The following is a 22,159-nucleotide window of genomic DNA, read 5'->3' on the forward strand; positions in this document are numbered from 1 at the left end:
ATTTGACTATGCTCAACAACGTCCCTCTGTATAACTCGGTCATGCTTCCTGAAATGGAACAAGCTGCTGTGGAAGTTTTACGTTCCGGGAGAATCGCGGGCGGAGAGTGGGTGGCAAAGTTTGAGTCCGAGTTGGAAAAAATTGCCGGCTTGCCCCATGTAGTTTCCACCATCGATATGACGACGGCTTTATATCTTGCTCTGTATTTGGCTGGTGTAAAGGATGGGGATGAGGTGCTCACCACGGCGTTTGCCTGTCTCTCCACCAACTCAGCAATTGCACAGAGTAAAGCGGTTCCTGTCTGGGTGGATGTTAGCCCGCGCTCGGTTACCATGGACGTTGCAGACCTCGAATCGAAGATCACGCCAAAGACTAGAGCTGTTATTCTATATCATGTTGCTGGCTATCCTGGGCCAGCCCGTGAAATAGCAGAAATATGCAAGAAGCATAATCTTGTCTTGATAGAAGACTGTGATAACGCTTTGTCTGCTATGCACGCTTCGCTACCGGTTGGCGCTTATGGTGACTTTGCCATTTATTCGTTTTATCCAAACCGACAGATCAATACCACTGAAGGTGGCGCGCTGGCATGCCGAAGTATTGACATGGCGAAAAGAGCCCGCAAACTACGGCGCTTTGGTATCGACTTCGGCACTTTCCGATCAGCTATTGGCGAGATAAATAGCAGCTCGGATGTGCCAGAAATTGGCTGGAGCATGACGCTGAATAATATGTGCGCGGCTTTGGGATATGCTCAAATGACATCCTTGCAGTCCCGGCAGGCAGCTACACAGTCTAATGCCAAAGCGTTGCTGGAGTTAACTAGGGATATGGACGGTTTGACACCTGTGCCTGTATTGGAGGGTGATCAATCCGCCTATTGGGTGTTACTGTTTTTTGTTGAAAATAGAGATGAAGTGATTTGCCGGCTCAAGCAGTCCGGAGTCATGGTTTCAAGTATTCATCAAAGAAACGATATCTACAGTGGGTTTGACGCGGCGCCGCAATATCTGCCGAACACCGATTTCCTTCAGCATCATATAATAGGTGTGCCATGTGGTTGGTGGCTCGATGAGGATGACTTGCTGACGGTCACAGCGTCTTTGAAGGGCGTACTGAGAGGCCCTGCGGATACTATGACCGATTGTGCGAAATGATGAATATGTCCGTTATTAGCAGGATGCTGATGCTGTACGCTGGGCGATCGTCCAGCCTATTGGTAGCTTTTGTTTTTTTACCTATTTATAGCCGTATGCTCGGTGCGAGTCAGTTTGGCAGCATCGCGGTGATTCTGTCCTTTCAAGCCCTTCTGGTGATGATGGACTTGGGGATGTCAACGCTGCTGGGAAGGGAGGTTTCTGTATCAGACAAAGATAAATCCCCCTTAATCAAGTTGCTTAGAAGTGCGGAGCTTAGTCTCGCTGGATTTTATGGGTTTTTGTTTTTTGTTGCAGTGGGCGTCAAGCTGTTTATTACTGAGCTGGGCATCAGCTGGGGGGCGATCGTTGCGGTAGTCCTACTGTTTTGGTTTTTGGTGCTGCAAAACCTTTACTATTCGATGCTGATCGCCAACAGGCAATATATATCGGGTAGCGCTTTGCAGGTGATAGGTGTGTCGCTAAGAGCAGCCTTAACTGTCATTGCAATGTACGTGTTTTCAGCGACTCTGGATGTGTTCATATACACCCAACTGGTAACTACGATTATTCATTGGTGGGTGTCTCGACTGATCTTGATAAAAGATCTGTCGGACACATCACTCGGGGTCCAAAAGGCTGATTGGCCATCTTTTTCTGAAGCATTCAACCTCACGAAGGCGGGTGGTGCGCTGGTTATCTTCTCTGCGGCGGGTGCCGCGGTGACGCAGCTCGACAAACCAATCATCTCATTTTTTACTTCTGCTGCCAGTGTCGCGCCCTATTACCTCGCCAGCTTGCTTTGCATGGCCCCGATTTCGATTCTCGCAGGGCCAGTCAGCCAGTATTTTCAACCGATCATGCTGCGTACAGCAGCGAGCGGAGTGCGCAGTGACGCGCGTAAGATAATTATCAGGTTCACCATCTCGGTCTTCGTAGTGACCGCGCTACCGACCTTTGTACTCTGGTGGTTCCGTGAACCTCTCATCACGCTTTGGGTGGGGCCAGGTGCTAATAACGAGCTGATTTCAGCCTATCTCGCGATACTTTTACCCGGTGTTGCGATCGGGGCTTTCGGATTTATCCCTTATAGCCTGTTAATCTATGCCAAAGACTTCAGGTTTCAGGCGACCATGTCAGGCTTATTGACGATCGCTACGCTGGTCATGACGATATTGGCCGCCTCCGCTGGCGACGTAAAAGCGATCTGTTATGTGTACTCGGCCTATCATGCGTCATCGACTATGGTTTCGTGGGGCAGGGCGATGACCCTGCCGGATGTAAAAGGCTACGCGAGAGTTTCGGCGCTATTGGTGTCTTCAGCAGTGATGTTGTTTGTAGCGGTGGTAGCGCTGCTGTTTTTCTTCTTGGTTTGATTGGTGAAGGTATGTTTGACAATAAGGTTTTGATGATCACCGGTGGCACAGGCTCATTCGGTAATACTGTCCTGAAGCGTTTTCTCGACACTGCGGTTAAGGAGATCATCGTGTTCAGTCGCGATGAGAAGAAGCAGGAAGACATGCGGATTGCACTGAACAATCCCAAGGTGAAATTTCACATTGGCGATGTGAGAAATTACGAGAGCATCAGTCGCGCAATGGCCGGGGTCGATTACGTATTTCATGCTGCCGCACTGAAGCAAGTGCCGTCTTGTGAGTTTTACCCGATGGAAGCTGTATTGACCAATATCATCGGTACAGAGAACGTACTCAATGCGGCGATTGATAACAAAGTACAACGCGTTGTTCTGCTGAGTACAGATAAAGCGGTCTACCCTATCAACGCTATGGGTATTTCCAAGGCGATGGGCGAGAAGGTATTGATCGCAAAGTCGCGGACAGTCCGCGACGGCGGCCCAGTGTTGTGCGCAACCCGTTACGGTAATGTAATGGCCTCCCGTGGCTCGGTCATTCCGTTGTTCGTGGATAAAATCAAAGCGGGTGTCCCTCTCACGGTGACTGACCCGAACATGACCCGGTTCCTCATGAGTCTTGAAGACTCCGTGGACTTGGTATTGCATGCGTTCGAACATGGCGAGCAGGGTGATATCTTCGTGCAGAAGGCGCCGGCCAGTACCATCGGTGATCTGACGAACGCGTTGAAGGAGCTTTTTGATAGCCACGTGCCGGTTAATATTATTGGTACTCGACACGGCGAAAAACTCTATGAGTCTTTGGTGTCTCGAGAAGAAATGGCCAAAGCCAAAGACATGGGACGTTACTATCGAATTCCGGCGGATAACCGCGACCTGAACTATGATAAATTTATTATTGAAGGTCAGCCAGAGGCAAACGCAATCGACGACTATACGTCGCACAATACAGAATTGCTGAAAGGCGAAGATATTAAGAAGTTGCTCATGACATTGTCCTATATTCAGCACAGTCTTGGTCAATAGTATGAGCATTCTGAGTGTCATTATCCCTACGCATAATCGGGCGCGCTACGCGATTCCGTCAATCCGATCTATATTGGATTTGTCGGAAGAAATTCAAGTAGTGGTTTGTGACTCAAGCCCGGTTGACGAAATATCAGAAGCCTTTAAAGGTCTATATCCAGAAACACGCTTGAAGTTGGTTCGTTCGACTGAGGGCATCAGTGTGGTCGATAACTTCAACCTTGGGTTGCAGTCGGCAGATGGTGATTATTTAGTTTTCATCGGCGATGATGATTTCGTCGCGAAGGAAATAATTGATGTTGCCCATTGGGCTAAAAAACACGATGTTGATGCGCTGAAATTCAATTTTCCTGCGTTGTACTACTGGGATGATTTCAAACATTCAACCCGTGGCGATTCTTATTTTGGCACGCTGCACATGAGCCCGTTCACAGGTGATGTGGTTCGACACGACGTCAAAGCGTCGGTCAATTACGCTCTGGATAATTTTGGCGGTGGCGTATTTGGTATGCCGCGAGCGTATGCAGGTATGATTTCAAACACATTGGCCAAGAGGATTGAGGGGAAGTACGGCGCGCTGTTTGGCGGCGTCAGTCCTGATATCTACAGTTCATTGCTGATCGCCACTGAGTCCACCTCGTGCGTGCTGGTCGATTATCCGGTCATCGTACCAGGCGCCTCGGGTCAAAGTACTTCAGGCAAGAGCGTAACGGGCGGGCACTACGGAGCGTTAAGAGATAATGCTCATATTGCGCCGTTCAAAAACTTGGTGTGGGATGCCCGAATACCCGAATTTTATTCGGTTCCCACGGTGTGGTCGTATTCTTTGCTTAAGGCCGTCGAGAGAGTTCAGTCCCAAGGCGGTAAGAGCCTGAATCCGAATTTTGGCAGGTTGTTATTGAAGTGTTTCGTTTACTTTCCAGGCTCGTATAAATATACATTGGCTTCCCTGAAGGCAGCTTGCGCAGAATTTGGTGTTCTGAAGATTACTGCACAGTTAGTATTTTCAGTGTGTTCAGAATTTGTATGGGGCTTGTCAAGGATAATTAACCGGGTTCGTGCACGATACGTCGAGAAGAATGTCGAGGTTTTTGATCAGCTCAACAACACGTTGATCGGCAGCGAAAAACTACGTGAAGTCTTAGATGCGCGCGGCTCGAAGATCAATTTTCCTGAGTCAAATTCGTGAACTTCTGTTACTTCATAATTACGAAGGTGTGAGCCAGAACATGCTGTGTGAAAAGGGCGCCCGTAGCGCCACGTCTGCTAACGTGAGCGTTGTGATTCCTTGTTATCGCTGCAAGGGAACAATTCGGCGTGCGCTTGATTCAGTGTTTGCCCAGACGCTGAGACCGGCCGAGGTATTGCTGGTCGACGACGCAAGTCCGGACGGCACTCTAGACTTTCTTCAGTCATTGGTCACAGAGTACCCGGAGGACTGGGTGCGGGTTTGCGCGTTGGAAAAAAACGCAGGACCCGCAGCGGCTCGCAACACGGCATGGGAAATGGCGTCGCAGCCCTATATTGCGTTTCTAGACTCCGATGATAGTTGGCACCCACAGAAAATCGAGCTTCAGTATGGCTGGATGCTGGAAAATCCAGAGGTGACGCTAACCGGACAGATCTGTGAGACGCTGAGTTCGGAGTCGATGCCGCATCAAGTTTATAACGCTTCGCAGGCAGGATTCTATCAAGTTACCTTCCCGGCTTTATTGAAATCCAATAGATTTTCAACGCCCTCGGTCATGATCAAGAAAGATGTGGCTTTTCGTTTTTCAACGGATAAGAGGTTCTGCGAGGACTACCTGCTGTGGTGCGAGTTGCTGGGTAGTGGCGCTCGCGGCTATTCATTTGAGTTGCCCTTGACGTTTTGCCACAAGCCCATTTATGGGCATGCCGGACTGAGCAGTAATATGTGGGCAATGGAAAAGGGGGAGCTGGATGTCTATGACCATCTTTTTCGTGAGGGTCGAATTGGATCTGTCCGTCGGAGTCTCCTAAAAGGGTGGTCGGTCATGCGTTATATACGCAGAGTGCTTAAGATTAAGTTGGGATCAAGCCTGGGATGATATATCTAATTGGCTGGGGCATACTGTATCTCATGTTTTTCCTGACCGGGTTGGCGGGTAACAGGACGCGCCTGTTTATCGCAATATCTTTGATTGTATTTATGGTGTTTTCGGTCATGCGCGGTGCCGTAGGCACAGACACGGCCAACTACGAGTTGATCGTTGAAGGCTTTTCGGCAGACTATGTCTGGGGTGGCATGGAGCCGGGTTTCGTATTATTGGGTAAAGCGTTATTGTCTGTTTCAGACTCAGGCGTCATCGCAGTGAGGGTGCTCAGCTTTCTGATTTTTGCGATGTTGTTTCTATACTTGGGTCGTGCCGACAAGAACGAACGTTTTTTGCTCATCGCCTATATTTTGCCGACCTTTGTTTATCAGTACAGCATGAACGGGTTACGAATTGGACTGGCGGCAATGTTGCTGTTGCTGGCCACGCAGAACGTGCGTCAGCTTAGGTATAAATCTGGAATGGTGCTGGCGGTATCTGCCCTGTTGTTTCACTACTCGTCTCTGGTGTCGTTGCTGTTTATCTGGGCATCGTGGTCTCGTTGGGTGAAGACAAGTAATGTCTTGGTTGTCCCGTTTGTAGTATGTGCATTGTTGTTTTTACTGAGTTTGAATGGTGACTACTTTCTCGCCAAATTGCTGTCTTATCAGGATTCAGAGTCTCCAAATCCGCTGTCGGGCCTGAGTAAGGTCGGGGTATTATTGCTGTTCGTGGCAGCGTTGTTCTTTTCAAAACTTCCAAATGCGGAAAAAACCAAACTCATAGTGTTAGGCGCTGGTTTCACCATTTCTTTTTGGTTGGTGTCAGCGGTGTCGTATGCCGGTTTGCGATTTTTGGATTTGATATCCTTCGCCTTTCCCGTTGCGATTCTCTTGACCTATAGCCGTCTGGCCTTGAAATTTGACACAACAATCAAACTCGCCTTCATTATGGCGGGCGTTTTGAGCGCGGCGAGTGGCTACAGGAATTTTGTAGCCGAGGAGGGTATTGGGCCCTCTCCGTTCATGCCTTATCATTTTATCGGCTTTCCCAATGGAGATTAGAGAGGCAGCCTCATTCTGCATCTAGTGAACAGCAGCAGAGCGTGTATCTGGCTCTCGATCATTTTATATTCATGCGGTCGTGAAGGGCCGTTGGAGACGAAGTTGTGAAGATATTAGTAACTGGAGGTGCTGGCTACATAGCATCTCATACGGTGGTCGAGTTACTGGGCGTCGGTTGGGACGTTGTCGTGCTTGACAACCTGGCTAATAGCTCCGAGGTCTCCTTGGTTCGGATTGCCCAGATAGCTGGACGCGAGCCATTATTTGTCCTCGGCGACATTCTGGACGAGGCACTCCTCGCGACGCTTTTTCGCGAGCATAAATTCGATGCCGTAATCCATTTTGCTGGGTTGAAAGCTGTTGGGGATAGCGTTAAAGACCCCCTTGCATACTACCAAACCAATGTTGCGGGCAGCCTTTCACTATTTTCTGCCATGGCGGCAGCGGGCGTGTTCAGGCTTGTGTTCAGTTCGTCGGCAACAGTGTATGGCGAGCCAGAAGTCATGCCTATCTCTGAGCAATATCCCGTTGGTGCGCCCAAAAGCCCCTATGGTCGTTCCAAGCTTATCGTTGAGCAGGTACTCGAAGACCTGGTTCGCGCCGATGATCGATGGGCGATAGCGACACTTCGGTACTTCAACCCGGTGGGGGCTCATCCCAGCGGGCTGATTGGGGAAAACCCGAATGGCACGCCTAATAATTTACTGCCGTATATCAGTAAAGTAGTAACCGGTAAGCTGCCCTATTTGTCCATCTACGGTAATGATTATCCAACGTGTGATGGAACGGGCGTGCGCGATTACATTCATGTTGCTGATTTGGCGAACGGCCACATTAGCGCATTGCGGTATATAGCAGAGAAGACTGGGTTACATGCTTGGAACTTAGGCACCGGCGTGGGCTATTCTGTCTTGCAAGTGATCGCTGCATTTGAAAAAGTGTCAGGAGTGGAAGTCCCCCAGAAAATCTGTGAGCGCAGGCCGGGAGATATTGCCGAATGTTGGTCTGACCCCTCGAAGGCGTTGAGAGAACTAGGGTGGCGTGCGGAATTAGACCTTGAGGATATGATGCGGGATACTTGGAGATGGTTACAGAGCAACCCGGATGGATATCAGTCCAAATGAAAATTGCTTTGATAGGAACTACTGCTGCCTGTGTGTTGGGCTTTCGTGCTGATCTAATCCGTGCGATGACGGAGCAAGGCCACGTTGTTTACGCATTCGCTCTGGACTACGACAGTGCAAGTCGCGAGGGCGTCAGGGCGTTGGGCGGCATTCCAATGGATTATCACATTAGCAGGGCAGGATTAAACCCGTTAAATGACCTTGCCTCGACGCTGAAATTATCCAGAATTCTTCGCTCCATCGCGCCAGACATGGTTTTTTCATATTTTGCAAAGCCTGTGATATTCGGTACTTTCGCGGCTGTGTTGGCAGGTGTCAAACGCAGGGTTGGAATGTTGGAAGGCCTCGGCTACGTATTTACGGAGCTCCCTGAGGGGATGGGGTTTAAACGCAAGCTGTTAAAGTGGGTTCAAGTTTCACTTTATCGAATGGCGTTTCCGTTTCTTGAGCAATTGATCCTCTTGAACAAAGATGACCAGATTGACTTGGTTGATAAGTATCGTCTGAAGGTCAATAAGATTTCAGTGCTCGGCGGAATCGGCTTGAAATTGAGTGACTACCCCTATTCCCGACCTCCCGTGTCTCCCGTGAGCTTCATATTTGTCGGGCGACTCTTGGCGGAAAAGGGTGTGCATATATTTATCGAGTCGGCGCGGATTGTGAAAGAACAATTTCCCGAGGCGCGATTCGTGATGCTTGGGGGGATTGACGAGTCGAATCCAGGTGGACTAAAGGCGCACGATTTAGAGCGACTGAAGATGGAAGGCGTGATTGAGCATCCGGGGCACGTGTCTGATGTTGTTGGCTGGGTCTCCGGTGCCAGTGTCTTTGTTCTCCCGTCTTATTATCGTGAAGGCGTCCCCCGGAGCACTCAGGAAGCAATGGCAATTGGCCGTGCGATCCTGACTACGAATGTGCCCGGTTGTAGGGACACTGTGGTGGACGGGGTCAACGGTTACTTGGTTGCACCTTGGTCTGCGGAAGAACTCTCTGACAAGATGATCCATTTCATCAGACACCCAGACGATATAGTCCAAATGGGGTTGGCAAGCCATGCGATGGCGCAGGAGAAATTTGACGCTGGCGTTGTTAATCAGCGTTTGATGACTTATCTCGTTTGAACTTTTTGTATTATAGGTCTGGTGGATTATGGAAGGCACTAAGAAAGTCGTGCTCCTGACGGGCGTTTCCGGCTTTGTGGGGCGGGCGCTTTTGGACTCTCTGGTTGGTAGCGCAAGCTATCAGGTACGCGCCTGCGCTCGCAATATCGGTGTGGCCGAGCACCCTGATGTCGAGTACATCACCATGGGCGATCTGGGTGGTGATGCCCGCTGGGAATCTCTCGCCCAGGATGTTGATGTAGTTGTTCATGCCGCTGCTCGCGTGCATGTGATGAACGATAACAGCGCAGATCCTTTGGCAGAGTTTCGTAAGGTCAACGTGGACGGTACGTTGAACCTGGCGCGCCAAGCTGCGGCTTCCGGGGTGCGGCGCTTCGTATTTATCAGCTCAATCAAGGTAAACGGCGAGTTCACGCTCCCCGGCAGGCCTTTTACGGCAAATGACTCTCCATGCCCGGTAGACCCGTACGGCATTTCCAAGCTGGAAGCCGAAAATGGTTTGTTGGCCCTTTCCAAGAGTACCGGCATGGACATTGTGATCATCAGACCGGTTCTCGTTTACGGGCCAGGTGTGAAGGCGAATTTCCGCAATATGATGGCGTTCCTGGCGAAGGGAGTTTCCATTCCGTTGCCGCTGGGTTCGGTCAATAATAAACGCAGCCTTGTTGCTTTGGACAATTTGGTCGACTTGATCAAAACCTGTATGGTGCATCCTGCCGCAGCCAACCAGATTTTTTTGGTGAGTGATGGCAATGACGTGTCCACCACAGAGCTTTTACGCAAGGTCGCGCATTCGGTTGGAACTAAGGCGGTGTTGGTCCCGTTTCCAGTAAAATTATTGATGTTTTTGGCCACGCTTGTTGGCAAGAAAGGGGTAGCAACCCGACTCTTCGGTTCACTGCAAGTGGACATTTCGAAAAATCATCAGCTATTGGGTTGGTTGCCTCCTGTCACTCTCGATGCGTCCCTCAAAAAAACGGCCAACGCTTATCTCGAGAGTAAATTTGAATGACATTATTTTGGTTGTTTCCTGCCATTTTGATTTTGGCGTTGGTGCTCACAGGAGCGCTGCGCCGCTACGCTCTTAACAACAATCTCATTGATCTTCCGAATGGTCGTAGCTCTCATGTTGTCCCAACTCCGCGGGGAGGGGGGGTAGCGATCGTCTTGAGCTTTCTCGCGTTCCTTCCCGTCCTCTGGATCGGGGATGTACTTTCTTTTGACGCATTCATGGCGCTATTCGGCGCCGGCCTGCTGGTTGCGATCGTCGGTTTCCTCGATGACCATGGGCATATTCCAGCCCGCTGGCGATTATTGAGCCATTTCACCGCTGCTGTCTGGGTGCTGATATGGAGTCACGGCCTACCCCCTGTTGAGGCTTTTGGCTATGTGGTGGATTTAGGTTGGTTCGCCCACATACTGGCTGCGTTTTACCTGGTATGGATGCTCAACCTTTACAATTTCATGGATGGAATTGATGGCCTGGCAAGTGTTGAGGCCATCACCACCTGCTTCGGCGCAGCCTTGCTCTACTGGCTCTGCGCGACGCCCATCATCGCCTGGGTGCCATTGCTTCTTGGTTTTGCGGTGGCTGGCTTCTTGTATTGGAACTTTCCCAAAGCACGAATTTTCATGGGCGATGCTGGCAGCGGCTTCCTTGGCATATCCTTGGGTGTCTTGGCGATACAGGGAGCTTGGATGTCGTTTGACCTTTTCTGGGGGTGGTTGATTCTTCTGGGCGTGTTTATTGTTGATGCCACTTTCACACTGTGTCGGCGTACCCTGCGCGGTGACAAACTATATGAGGCGCATCGCAGCCATGCCTATCAATTCGCCTCACGCGAGTTTAGATCGCATATTCCTGTAACTGTAGCTGTTGCCCTCATTAACATTCTGTGGTTATTGCCTTTAGCTTGCTTGGTCGCGACTAAACAGCTTGATGGCATTGTCGCGTTGATCATCGCGTATACGCCGTTGATATTGTTAGCCTGGAGGTTCAGGGCGGGTGCGTTGGAAGCCAGCGAATAACATTTGTTGCTCTGTCGATAGGATGGAGCGTATTTGAAAGATCAAGCGACTGTTTTTTTGAACAATGCGGTGCTTCAGAGGTAGGTATGGATAGGGTTCGTGCATTTTTAGTTGATCTGCCACGGCGGCAAAAACGGCTTATTCAAGTTTCCGTAGATGTATTACTTGTATGGACTGCGCTCTGGCTGTCGTTCATTGTACGATTGGGTGTAGAGGATTTTGTTAACCCCTTGGTTGCCCATACCTGGCTTTTCCTGTGTGCGCCGATTGTCGCTATACCGCTCTATGTACGGTTTGGCATGTACAGAGCGGTTATGCGTTACTTTGGCAATGATGCGCTGATAGCTATTGTCAAAGCCGTGAGCCTGTCAGCGCTGATATTGGGTGTCGTTGTGTACTGGTACAGCAACCACCAAAACGTCGTGCCTCGTTCTATTATCTTCAATTACTGGTGGTTGAGCCTGATCATGGTCGGAGGGTTGAGACTCGCCATGCGGCAGTTCTTCCTGGGCGACTGGTTCTCTGCTGCTCAGCATGTGCCATTTACCAGTCGCGACAATGGCCTGCCACGGGTTGCAATTTATGGCGCAGGCGCCGCGGGTAATCAGTTGGTTGCGGCATTGCGGATGGGGCGTGTGATGCGGCCTGTCGCCTTTATTGACGACGATGTCAGCATTTCCGATCGTGTTATTTCCGGCTTGCAGGTTTATAAGTCCAAACACATCCAGAGGATGATTGACGCAACGGGTGCCCAAGAAATTCTTTTGGCTATCCCGTCATCTAACAGAGCCCGTCGCCGGGAAATCCTGGGGTTTCTGGAGGGCTTTCCGTTGCATGTTCGTAGTGTTCCGGGATTTATGGATCTCGCCAGCGGACGGGTTAAGGTCGATGATATCCAAGAGGTGGATATTGCCGACTTGCTGGGACGTGACGCGGTTCCTGCCCAAGGGGAATTGCTCGAACATTGTATCAAAGGTCAAGTAGTGCTCGTGACCGGCGCGGGCGGCTCGATAGGGTCTGAGTTGTGCCGGCAGATACTGGCGCTGCGTCCGTCTACACTGTTGTTGTTTGAACACAGCGAGTTCAACTTATACAGTATTGTTTCCGAGCTGGAGCAGCGGGTCTCCCGTGAGTCGCTGTCTGTATTGTTGCTTCCGATTTTAGGGTCGGTGCGCAACGAAGGTCAGCTGTTCAACCTCATGAAGTCTTGGAACGTAAATACCGTCTATCACGCTGCGGCCTATAAACATGTGCCGATGGTCGAGCACAATATCGCTGAAGGCATACTCAACAATGTGATGGGTACTCTGAGTGCGGCGCAGGCGGCACTCAAGGCGGAAGTCCAAAACTTCGTACTCATTTCAACGGACAAAGCGGTGCGTCCTACTAACGTGATGGGCAGTACAAAGCGGTTGGCCGAGCTGATACTCCAGGCGCTTAGTCGTGAAGATAATCCGCAATTGCACGGTGATTTAGCGGCTGTAGGCATGCCTAACAAAACGCGCTTCACGATGGTACGTTTCGGCAATGTATTGGGTTCTTCAGGCTCAGTCATTCCGCTTTTTCACAAACAGATCAAGTCAGGTGGCCCCCTGACAGTGACGCATCCGAAAATTACTCGATACTTCATGACCATTCCCGAAGCTGCGCAACTTGTCATTCAGGCAGGATCGATGGGCTTGGGCGGCGACGTGTTCGTTCTGGATATGGGCGAACCGGTCAAAATCGTGGAGTTGGCTGAAAAGATGATCAATCTTTCTGGGCTTAGTGTTCGTTCCGAGAAAAACCCGCATGGTGATATTTCTATTGAGTTCAGTGGGCTTCGGCCAGGCGAGAAACTCTATGAAGAGCTGTTGATTGGCGATAACGTTGCCCCCACCCAGCATCCAATGATTATGAGTGCTTCTGAAGACTATCTCGAATGGGATCTACTGAAAGGGGTCCTCAGAGATCTGCTTTCCGCGATAGAAGTGCATGACTACGCTAAGGTACGCCAATTGCTACGCGAGACCGTAAGCGGTTATGCGCCGGATGGCGATATCGTCGATTGGGTTCACCAGCAGCGTAGAATGAAGCTCAAGTGAGCTGAGGTGATGCGCCCAGGCCGAAAGCGATGGCCATGGTATGCGGCCATCTCGGACACGCTGGTGGAGGGCGGATTAGTCGTCCCTTTAGATCTCGGCTTCGGCATTAGCTTTTGAGAGCAAGCATGGATTATTTCCCCTGTTTTTTGTCTGTCGTGTTCGTGGCACGAAATCAGTCGGCCAGTGTCGAGAGAATTCTCGCTGATGCAGCGCTTATCATTGCTGATACTGTCGCGGACTATGAATTGATTGTGGTGGATAACGCCTCCGACGATGACAGCGTGTCGATATTGAAAGGACTCACGGCTGAAAATGGACTCGCGAATCTGCAGGTATATGCGCTAACCAAGGAAGTGGATACGGACACCGCATTTTGGGTTGGCCTGGAAAACGCACTGGGAGATTTCGTCGTTGTAGTTGACCCGTTAGCCGATGATGTAGCTTTTATCCCGACTATGCTTGATCAGGCGCTTAGCGGCGCTGATGTTGTATTTGCGAATAACGCGATGAAGCCGGCGCAGGGGCCAATGTACCGTGCGGCTAATTCTGTTTTCCATAGCCTTTACAATCGGTTCAATGGCGTGCATCTGGCCAGAGAGGCGCCGCAGTATCGCATTTTGAGCAAACGAGTAATCAATTTCATTCTTCAGCATCCGCAGCCTGTAATGACCTATAGGCACTTACCCGCAACGGGTGGTTTTGCCAAAGCTTATTTGAATTACAGTTCTCCCCCGCAAACCTCACAGCGTAAACGCCTGGGTGAAAGCATTGATCGCGGCATGCGCTTGCTGATTTCGACTACGCGCGCTCCAATGCGATTGGTCACGTCTCTCTCGCTGTTTGGGGCCGTTGCAAACCTGCTGTACTGCATCTACGTCATTGCCGTGGGCATTTTAAAAACTGATGTTGCTCCAGGTTGGATCAGTCTCTCATTGCAACAATCTGGCATGTTCTTTCTCATCTCTCTGGTGTTGTTGGTGTTGGGTGAATACATTCTAAACATGGCAAGCCTGTCGAACGAGGGGCCGCTTTATCATGTTGCGCAAGAGTTCACCAGTGCGCGGATGACCCGTTGTGAAAAGTTGAATGTTGAAGAGTGGGCATCAGAGTCGGCGGATAAGGAAATTCCGACCAGTGACCGTGCCTGATGTCGGGGCTTAACAAAGGCGAAATATGCCACGATGCGGTAGTCATCGGGGGTGGGTTCTACGGCGCTGCTATCGCTATTTATCTGGCCAGACAACGGGGATTCAAGCGTATTTTACTAATTGAGCGCGAATCGGCGTTATTGATGCGTGCGTCTTATAATAACCAGGCACGCGTCCATAACGGCTACCATTACCCGCGCAGTTTTACCACTGCCTATCGCAGTCGAGTAAACTTGCCGAAATTTGTTCGGGATTGGCCGCTCGCCATAAAGCAAGACTTCACCAAGCTCTATGCTATTGCCCGACGCAACTCCAAAGTTACGGCTAAACAGTTTGAACGGTTTTGCCGAGAGATCGGTGCAGGGATCAAACCGGCTGAGCCTTCTTTACGTGCGTTGTTTGAACCTCGATTGATTGAGCAAGTATATTGGGTCAATGAGTGCGCATTTGACACCTCGCAACTTTCCATTTGGGCTTCGCGAGAACTTAAAGAGAGTGGTGTGCAGGTTCACTATCAAACCCGCGTCGTGGCTATTTCAAAGGGGCGGCTGGCACCACTGGAGGTGGTAGTCGACCTGGCGCAGGGAGAGCAGCAAGCCTTTTCCTGCCGCTATGTATTCAACTGTACCTATAGCGGGCTAAACCAATTTGGCGGAGACTTTCCAGGCGTCGGTTTAGGCCTAAAACAAGAGATTACAGAAATGGCCCTGCTCCAGATGCCGCCCGCACTTGAAAATGTGGGTGTTACAGTCATGGACGGTCCGTTCTTTTCTATGATGCCGTTTCCCGCACGTGGGCTCCATACATTGTCTCATGTGCGCTATACACCGCACCTTCATTGGAATGATCTGCAAGGGCTAGATCCTTATCAGAAACTTGGCCAATATGATCGTGCCACGCGCGTTGATAAGATGCTCAGGGACGTAGGTCGCTATATCCCTGAAGTGTTAAAAGCCAAACATGTTGACTCATTATTTGAGGTTAAAACCGTTTTGCTGAAGAATGAAGGCGACGACGGAAGGCCGATTCTATTTGAGAAACACACCGGTTTGCCAGGCGCCTACTCAGTGCTGGGTGGTAAAATCGACAATATTTATGACGTGCTTGAAAAGCTGGATGCTGAGAGTTTCTTCACCGGCAGCGATCAAACCACGTCGATGTCTGGAGGTACGGATGCGTAGCGCGCTAATTGGATATTCTGGGTATGTAGGGGGCACACTCCTCAAGCAAACTGCCTTCGCGTCGTTGTACCGCTCAACGAATATCGGTGACATCGATCATCAGTCATTCGATACCGTCGTGTGTGCGGCTGCCTCCGCGCAAAAATGGCTCGCTAACCGGGAACCTGAAGATGACCTCAAGAAAATTGAGACATTGATTGGTCATCTTAAAACCATAAAATGCAAGACCTTTATTTTGATTAGTACGGTAGATGTTTTCAAGCACCCTATAGGGGTCGATGAGGATGCCTCTGTAGATGAATCAGGTTTGCACGCTTACGGTTTGCATCGCCGGAAATTGGAAATATTTGTTGAGAAATATTTTTCGAATTGTCTTGTTGTGCGTTTGCCGGGACTCGTAGGCCCGGGGCTACGTAAGAACGTGATTTTTGATTTTTTGAATGACAACAACCTTCACACAATTGACAGCCGTGGCGTTTTCCAATTTTATCCCATGGTTAACCTCTGGCATGACATCCAAACAGCGCTTGATGCCAAGCTCAAGTTGGTCCACCTGACGGCGGCACCCGTCAGTGTGGAGCAGATCTCGCTGCAAGGTTTTGGTCTGCCTTTTACCAATACCTTGAGCCATTCGCCTGCGTCGTATGACTTGCGTACCAAATACGCTCACGTATTCGATTCTGCTGGCTTCTATCAAAATAGTGTTCGCGAAACAATCCTGGCGGTCAGGGCATACGCGCAGTCTGAGTCCCGCACGATTAAACCTGAAACAGGGTTGAAGGCATGAGGTTGGCTATATCCAACATTGCGTGGGACATTTGCGAGGATGAGGCCGTCGCTGCCTTGCTTCAGCAGTTCTCGGTGGATGCGATAGATATTGCCCCTGGAAAGTATTTTCCTGAACTTACCAAAGCGACAGGGGAAGATATCGCTCAAGTCAAAGCTTGGTGGGCTGAGCGAGGAGTCGAAATCACCGGTATGCAGGCGCTGTTGTTTGGTACGAAGGGGCTGAATATCTTTGGTAGTGCTCGGAGCCGGGCGGATCTGCTTACACACTTGGCCGCAATATGTCGAATCGGTGCAGGCTTGGGCGGGACGCGAATAGTTTTTGGCTCACCGAAGAATCGGGATCGCAGTGGGCTGAATGATCAAGAGGCGCTGGACATTGCGATTCCCTTTTTTCGTGAGTTGGGCGATCTCGCTCAGGCGTGCGGCGTGACACTCTGCCTGGAACCCAACCCTGCGTGTTACGGCGCGAACTTTATGACCACCAGTGTTGAGACTGCCAGAGTGGTTCGTGCTGTTGCGCATCCTTCTATTCGTATGCAATTTGACACAGGCGCACTCGCGATTAACCAGGAAGATCCGCTGGAAGTCCTGGCAGATTGTGCTCAATTGATTGGGCATGTGCATGCCAGCGAGCCGAATCTTTTACCCTTGGGCGATGGCAGTACTGACCATGTGGCAATGGCCGCTGCACTGGGGCGCTACCTGCCGGCTCATCTCGTGTCCATCGAAATGGTAGCAACTGGGAATGAGCCACATTTAGAGTCGATTAAACGCGCTATCCAGGTAGCCACTCTTCGTTACCGTGGGGTCAGTGTATGAATATGAAATGGCTCATTCTCATTCTTGGTATTCTCTGCAATGCGTCAGCAAGCGTATTGGTGAAGATGGCCATGACTCCACCACGTAAGTTTCCGTCCCCCAGCGACCCCATGAGCGCGTTGAGTAATTGGCCATTTTGGCTAGGGCTCGGTTTGTATGGTGGGGCCTTTGTTCTTTACGCAGCGGCATTGGCGCGGCTCCCGATGAATGTTGCCCACCCGGTCCTGACGGCTGGAGCGATTGCGACCGTTGCTGTGTTTTCGGTTGTTTTTTTTCGTGAATCCTTCCACTGGACCACAGCGGTCGGAATCGTACTGATAATCGCCGGCGTCGGGCTGATCACAGCTCGCGTGACTTGATGGAAACCCAAATGATCCTTTCGGATATTGCTGCCGTTCGCGCAACATGGGAAGTGCCAGCGCATGACACCCCACTCTGGCTTGGACGCCAACACTCCTGGTGCGTCGTAATCCCTGTCATTAACGAAGGTGAACGAATTAAAAATTTACTCGCGAGGATGTCCGTACTTCACGTCGAGAATATTGCTGACATCATCATTGTCGATGGCGGCACCACGGACGGTTCCCTGAAGTTGCACGAGTTGAAGCCGCTTGGCGTGCGGGGGCTATTGGTCAAGACAGCAGCAGGAAAACTTAGTGCACAGCTTCGTTGCGCCTACTCCTTTGCGCTCGATCAGGGTTATGAGGGCATCGTTACCATCGATGGTAATGATAAAGATGATCCAGAAGCCATTCCGCGCTTTATAGCAGCGCTGGAGCAGGGCGTTGATTTTGTACAAGCTTCGCGATTCGTTGCAGGGGGCGTGGCTGAAAATACCCCCAAATCAAGAGACTTTGCCATCCGCTTTATCCATGCTCCGATGTTGAGCATGTTCTCGGGGTTCAAGTGGACTGACACGACTCAGGGCTTTCGGGCGTATAGCCGGAAAATGCTATTGGATTCCAGGTTGGCTGTGTTCCGTGATGTCTTTATCACGTATGAATTACTCGCTTACCTGTCATGTCGGGCCCCAAGGTTGGGATATCGTTGTGCTGAGTTGCCTACCGTGCGGCGATACCCTAAGGGTGAAGTACCGACAAAAATTAGCAGTGTTAGGGGGAATCTGTCTGTCTTGACGATATTGTTTAAGTCATGTTTTGGCAATTACAATCCGCGTTAGCAGGCCGATATGCCATGGTTTTTTCATGTGGGCAGTTCGCCTGATGAGGACGAATCGGAATGTAACGTTTATGTGGCTGGCTCGGTGGTCTGTGTCGGGGTGAAGCCGGTGCTTATCACTGGACGGTGATAAGCACGCCGGCTTTAGTTAATCCCTTAGAAAACGTGCTTTGTTGCCGGACAGGTAACGCATCACCCTTTCTTCGGATAGCGTAAATCCTTTGGTGTAGGTTTTGGTTTCGATGCACGCTTTGGATTTGAATTCTTGATTAGCCGCAGCGCTGTAGCTTTCAGTGTACTTGAACATAATTATCTGGTCGTTCAAGTCGCTGGTTGAATGAATTGTCAGCTTTTCGTTGTCTTCGTTTTTGAACGCGAAAGCATGGTTGGATTCATCGCAGAAGTCCTTGATCCAACCGCGAAGCATTTCAAATTTCTCATCCAGCGACTTGTGCGTGTAAGCATTGATATGCTCTTTGACTTTGGCGGGGGCGCCGGCAACCGTGACATTTTCTGGCACTGACTTGATAATGTTCGAGCCGCTGAGACACACGGCCCTCTTACCAATCGTGACACCAGAGCCGACAGTGCATGAGCCCACTAACCAGACATTGTCCTGGATGACTACCGGGTCGGCGGAGTAGAAGAGACAGCCTTCAATCTGTTCACCTGCGGCTATGTGCGTCCAAATTTGCGAATACATGCCGACTCTAACGCCATTGCCGATCGTCAGGCCGCCTGTGCCATCAATCACACAGTTTTGGCCAAACCAGCAGTGTTGTCCTATCGATACACCCTTTGTACTTAATACAAGGCAGTCCGAGTGTAGGGTGGTCCAATCATCAATCGATACATCACCGTCTTCAATGATGACTTTTACACCATCGCCCAAGGTGACATAGTCGCCCAGGGTTAGCGTTCTGTTGGTCTTGAAGATGAATTTTACGTTATTGCCTATCGAGCAGTTTTTACCAATATTAACAATGCCAATTCCGTGAGTCTGATAATTTTGCATCACTAACTGTCCATTTTTTTGGTTTTTTGGTTCAGGCAGAGTTATCTGCATTTGTCCTGGAAACACTACCGAACGCTGAATTCGGTCTAAGTAGTGACGTATTAAATCATATGAGGATGGTATCTGTCCTACGTGCAGGCCGTTCGATCACGAGGTATGTCGACCTCGATGTGGTTTGACGCTATGAGTCGCTAGCCTTCACCGACCCTACCGGATCCGTGCTCGTGCTGAAGCCTTCACGATGGGTACGTGAAGAGAGCTTTTGGCTTGGATGAGCACTCGTTCTCGAATCGGGGCTGCCGCAGGCTATACCGGCAGCGCTCCTTAGCTCTGTTGCAAGAAATATCGTGGGCCGAGGGGAAGTTCAGCTTTCGACTCAACTGGATGTGGCCGGTTTTTTAAAGTGGATATTTATGAATAGAACGATTGAAAGAGTGGCTATAAAAATCATCCAGTAGGCGTACCGCAGATCGCTGGCTGGTGTGATGAGTAGATAGCTTGTCGTGTAGGAAAGCCCCGACATGGGTAAAAGCCAGAGTGAATGTGCCCTGCACTGTCGGCTGAGTTGAAATGCGCCAATCAATAGTATGGATATGATAAGCCAGCTATAAGGTTTGAAGAGCTCGGGAAGTATTTCTATCGAGGTTGTAACGTAACCAGCGGTAAGTTTTTCTATCGACGAGACCGATCTGGTTCCTGCATTGGGCTCATACGGCTGATTCATGACACGAAATTCAGTAGGGTAATAAGGAGGGAGGGAGGGCGAGCGTATGAAATTCAAAAAAGCATTCAATCGGAATTCTCCATACGTCAGAATATTCCGCGGTACATACCGGGTCCACGCTTCTTTGAGTTCCTGGTAATGCGCTTGGGTGATATCGGTGAATTTTTCATTGCTCAGACAAAAGGCGGCGCCCACTTCATGAACATTCAGGTACTCACACTGTTTGATGGCATTCATGTCGTCTGGACTCAAAAAGCTTACAGGCACTTCGACGCCTCTGACCTTGAGTGCAACGATATCATCGAACATCACATAACTAACTGAATTGGCTTTTTTCGCCCCAATCAAGGGGGTAACGCATAAATGCGCCAGACCAATTATCGCGCCACTGATGAATATAAAAAATATTGTGCTCTTGATGGTATGGATTTTTAAAATTGAGTTGATCAAGAATGGCAGCAGAAAGATCCCGGCGCTTAAAGAGTTGGTTCGCACTAGCGCGCCGTACAAAAATAATACTGAGACAAGCAGCGCAGCAGCCTTGGGGAATTTTTGACAATCTCTATAATATAAGCAGATTGCAGTAGCCAAGCCCCAGGAGTAAGCCATGGCCACATCTTTCCAGAGGGTAAATTCGAAGTTCATGATCCATGGGGCAATAGGAATCAGCAAGAAAAGCATGCCATAGGAGTATTCCTCTCTAATGCAAGCTTTATATAAAATCAGCGCGGTTGCCCATAGCAGACTGCACTGCAATAGGAACATCCCTCCCGGACCATCTGTAAAGGGCAATAACCAACTCCATACGTAAGCCATCGTGGGCGGTTGCCAATCGCTGTATTCTCCGGCTCTCGCTTGTCTGAGCTGCTCCATGCTGTCCCATGTCATCGCACCGGGATAAAACGAGAAAACCGATACCATCGACAGGATGAAAAGTGCCAATCCGATCAGGTTTAAGTATTGCTTTTTCACCGTGCAGTCCTTGGTCAGAGTCTCACAATCAGGTGCAACTTTATCATTGGGCCATGAACCGTTGTGAAAATCATCTATTAGGCGTCATTCATACTCTGTTACTCACGGGCTTTTGACATGCTCCAACATTCGCCTAAGTTAGAAAAGCAGCTTCGGAAAAGCTGCTTTCCCTCACCGATATCATGGAGCGTCACCAATGCAAAACCTCTACATCTCATCCCTCATCTTCGCCTTCCTTACCAGCCTCTCCGTCGCCACCACCGCTGCGCCGTCCATCAAGCCAGAGCCCCCAACCCCGATCTCCACCCAAATGACCAAGACCGAGCAATCCACCAAGGTCAACCTCAACGCCGCCGACGCCGAAACCCTGCGTCGCGATCTCTTCGGTATCGGCGCTTCCAAGGCGAAGGCAATCATCGCCTATCGCGAAGGCAACGGCCCGTTCACTGCGGTGGATGAGCTGCTCGAGGTAAAAGGCATCGGCAAGGCACTGCTGGAGAAAAATCGCGACAGGTTGGTCATTAACTGAGTATCTGAAAACAGCGCGAAGGGCCGGTTGATGATCGGCCTTTCCTTATACGGCCTTGCGAATTCCCCTCGCCGGCGGCATTGGCACGAAACGTGGTTACCTCTAATTCAGTGATTGTTCAACAATCTCGAGGTAACAATGCCACTCACTTTATCTTTAGCCGACCAAATCGCCCTGGAACTCCGCGCCGACATCATAGGCGGCCGGCTGTTACCAGGCATGCCGCTGATCGAGGTGGACCTGGTCAAAGCCTACAACGCATCACGCAATACGATTCGAGAGGCGCTGCATCGTCTGGGCCAGGAGGGCCTTACTCGCTATGTCCGCAACAAGGGCGTGATGGTTCGGCGCTTGGTGCGGGCGGAAGTGCGTGACCTCTTTGTCGTCCGCCGCACCCTGGAGTTGCAGGCGATTGCCCAGAGCGGGCCGCTGACGGACGTCCAATCGACGCGTATGCAAAGCGCCATTGACGCCACCCACTTGGCCCGGGAGCGCGAAGATTGGCGAGCCGTGGCCACCCACAGTCTTATGTTCCACCAGCAGATCGTCGCCTTGATGGGCAGCCCATTGTTCGACGAGTTTTTCGCTCAGGTGATTGCTCAGTTGCGTCTGGTGTTCTGCGCCGCGCCTGACGAGCAGCGTTTCCAGTCGCCCTGGCTGGAGCGTGACCATGAGATATACACATTACTAACCCGCAACCAAACCCAGGCCGCCAGCGAGGCGATGAGCCTGTACCTGGACGATTCAGAACACCTTTCCCTCGCCCTGTTTGATCACCCTTGATAGAGGATTGC

General features: G+C 50.5%; 21 protein-coding genes. 19 read left to right on the plus strand and 2 right to left on the minus strand.

Translation table 11 applies throughout. The features are described from left to right. The first annotated feature begins 8 nt into the window (after positions 1-8). The 17 genes from GIW79_RS16030 to GIW79_RS16110 all read left to right on the plus strand — a co-directional run bounded on the left by GIW79_RS16030 (position 9) and on the right by GIW79_RS16110 (position 18,126). The gene (locus GIW79_RS16030) at positions 9-1,157 is read left to right on the plus strand and encodes a DegT/DnrJ/EryC1/StrS family aminotransferase (RefSeq protein WP_236454168.1); all 1,149 of its coding nucleotides are present in this window, start codon (positions 9-11) and stop codon (positions 1,155-1,157) included. Continuing rightward, positions 1,157-2,512, plus strand: coding sequence for a lipopolysaccharide biosynthesis protein (locus GIW79_RS16035; protein ID WP_172415458.1), 1,356 nt, complete (start codon positions 1,157-1,159; stop codon positions 2,510-2,512). The genes GIW79_RS16030 and GIW79_RS16035 overlap by 1 nt, the downstream gene beginning before the upstream one ends. An 11-nt stretch (positions 2,513-2,523) precedes the next feature. Then, positions 2,524-3,534 carry a polysaccharide biosynthesis protein gene (locus GIW79_RS16040; RefSeq protein ID WP_072446735.1) on the plus strand — a complete coding sequence of 337 codons (1,011 nt, stop codon included), beginning with the start codon at positions 2,524-2,526 and terminating at the stop codon, positions 3,532-3,534. A gap of 1 nt (position 3,535) precedes the next feature. Next, positions 3,536-4,723: a glycosyltransferase family 2 protein gene (locus tag GIW79_RS16045; RefSeq protein ID WP_054921868.1), complete on the plus strand. Its 1,188-nt coding sequence runs from the start codon at positions 3,536-3,538 to the stop codon at positions 4,721-4,723. Further along, positions 4,680-5,603 (plus strand): glycosyltransferase family 2 protein, encoded by a 924-nt coding sequence (locus tag GIW79_RS16050; RefSeq protein WP_236477386.1) that lies wholly within the window; start codon positions 4,680-4,682, stop codon positions 5,601-5,603. The genes GIW79_RS16045 and GIW79_RS16050 overlap by 44 nt, the downstream gene beginning before the upstream one ends. 32 nt (positions 5,604-5,635) lie before the next feature. Then, complete coding sequence (locus GIW79_RS16055; RefSeq protein WP_236477387.1) at positions 5,636-6,652, plus strand: EpsG family protein; 1,017 nt, start codon at positions 5,636-5,638, stop codon at positions 6,650-6,652. Positions 6,653-6,756: 104 nt separating this feature from the next. Beyond that, complete coding sequence (galE, locus tag GIW79_RS16060; RefSeq protein WP_072446731.1) at positions 6,757-7,776, plus strand: UDP-glucose 4-epimerase GalE; 1,020 nt, start codon at positions 6,757-6,759, stop codon at positions 7,774-7,776. After that, positions 7,773-8,897, plus strand: a complete 1,125-nt coding sequence (locus GIW79_RS16065) for a glycosyltransferase family 4 protein (protein WP_054921858.1) — start codon at positions 7,773-7,775, stop codon at positions 8,895-8,897. The genes galE and GIW79_RS16065 overlap by 4 nt, the downstream gene beginning before the upstream one ends. 28 nt (positions 8,898-8,925) lie before the next feature. Further along, entirely contained in the window at positions 8,926-9,909 is a 984-nt protein-coding gene (locus GIW79_RS16070) for a UDP-glucose 4-epimerase family protein (RefSeq protein ID WP_072446729.1), read from the plus strand. Next, positions 9,906-10,925 (plus strand): MraY family glycosyltransferase, encoded by a 1,020-nt coding sequence (locus GIW79_RS16075; RefSeq protein WP_072446727.1) that lies wholly within the window; start codon positions 9,906-9,908, stop codon positions 10,923-10,925. Before GIW79_RS16070 ends, GIW79_RS16075 begins: the two co-directional genes overlap by 4 nt. Positions 10,926-11,011: 86 nt before the next feature. Beyond that, positions 11,012-13,009 carry a polysaccharide biosynthesis protein gene (locus GIW79_RS16080; RefSeq protein ID WP_072446725.1) on the plus strand — a complete coding sequence of 666 codons (1,998 nt, stop codon included), beginning with the start codon at positions 11,012-11,014 and terminating at the stop codon, positions 13,007-13,009. Positions 13,010-13,134: 125 nt separating this feature from the next. Further along, positions 13,135-14,157, plus strand: a complete 1,023-nt coding sequence (locus GIW79_RS16085) for a glycosyltransferase (RefSeq protein WP_054921849.1) — start codon at positions 13,135-13,137, stop codon at positions 14,155-14,157. Next, positions 14,157-15,338 (plus strand): NAD(P)/FAD-dependent oxidoreductase, encoded by a 1,182-nt coding sequence (locus GIW79_RS16090; protein WP_054921846.1) that lies wholly within the window; start codon positions 14,157-14,159, stop codon positions 15,336-15,338. Before GIW79_RS16085 ends, GIW79_RS16090 begins: the two co-directional genes overlap by 1 nt. Beyond that, entirely contained in the window at positions 15,331-16,125 is a 795-nt protein-coding gene (locus GIW79_RS16095; protein WP_054921844.1) for an NAD(P)-dependent oxidoreductase, read from the plus strand. The genes GIW79_RS16090 and GIW79_RS16095 overlap by 8 nt, the downstream gene beginning before the upstream one ends. Further along, complete coding sequence (locus tag GIW79_RS16100; protein WP_054921842.1) at positions 16,122-16,946, plus strand: sugar phosphate isomerase/epimerase family protein; 825 nt, start codon at positions 16,122-16,124, stop codon at positions 16,944-16,946. Before GIW79_RS16095 ends, GIW79_RS16100 begins: the two co-directional genes overlap by 4 nt. Further along, positions 16,943-17,305 (plus strand): DMT family transporter, encoded by a 363-nt coding sequence (locus GIW79_RS16105; RefSeq protein ID WP_232241726.1) that lies wholly within the window; start codon positions 16,943-16,945, stop codon positions 17,303-17,305. The genes GIW79_RS16100 and GIW79_RS16105 overlap by 4 nt, the downstream gene beginning before the upstream one ends. 11 nt (positions 17,306-17,316) lie before the next feature. Next, positions 17,317-18,126: a glycosyltransferase family 2 protein gene (locus tag GIW79_RS16110; RefSeq protein ID WP_054921837.1), complete on the plus strand. Its 810-nt coding sequence runs from the start codon at positions 17,317-17,319 to the stop codon at positions 18,124-18,126. Between the two features lie 147 nt (positions 18,127-18,273). On the opposite strand, the gene GIW79_RS16115 is transcribed toward GIW79_RS16110, so the two are convergent. Together GIW79_RS16115 and GIW79_RS16120 are read right to left on the minus strand one after the other, a co-directional pair. Beyond that, entirely contained in the window at positions 18,274-19,140 is an 867-nt protein-coding gene (locus tag GIW79_RS16115; RefSeq protein WP_054921834.1) for an acyltransferase, read from the minus strand. 376 nt (positions 19,141-19,516) lie between these two features. After that, on the minus strand, positions 19,517-20,836 hold the full coding sequence (locus tag GIW79_RS16120; protein WP_054921832.1) for a hypothetical protein: 1,320 nt from the start codon (positions 20,834-20,836) through the stop codon (positions 19,517-19,519). A gap of 196 nt (positions 20,837-21,032) precedes the next feature. Here GIW79_RS16120 and GIW79_RS16125 point away from each other — a divergent pair, with 196 nt between their 5' ends. Next, positions 21,033-21,365: a ComEA family DNA-binding protein gene (locus GIW79_RS16125; protein WP_236455544.1), complete on the plus strand. Its 333-nt coding sequence runs from the start codon at positions 21,033-21,035 to the stop codon at positions 21,363-21,365. A gap of 138 nt (positions 21,366-21,503) precedes the next feature. Next, a complete protein-coding gene (locus GIW79_RS16130; protein ID WP_089041205.1) occupies positions 21,504-22,148 on the plus strand; it encodes a GntR family transcriptional regulator in 645 nt (214 codons plus the stop codon). The last annotated feature ends 11 nt before the right edge of the window (positions 22,149-22,159 follow it).

It is taken from the genome of Pseudomonas sp. PA-7-1E (assembly GCF_021605325.1).
Lineage (GTDB): Bacteria > Pseudomonadota > Gammaproteobacteria > Pseudomonadales > Pseudomonadaceae > Aquipseudomonas > Aquipseudomonas fluorescens_BV.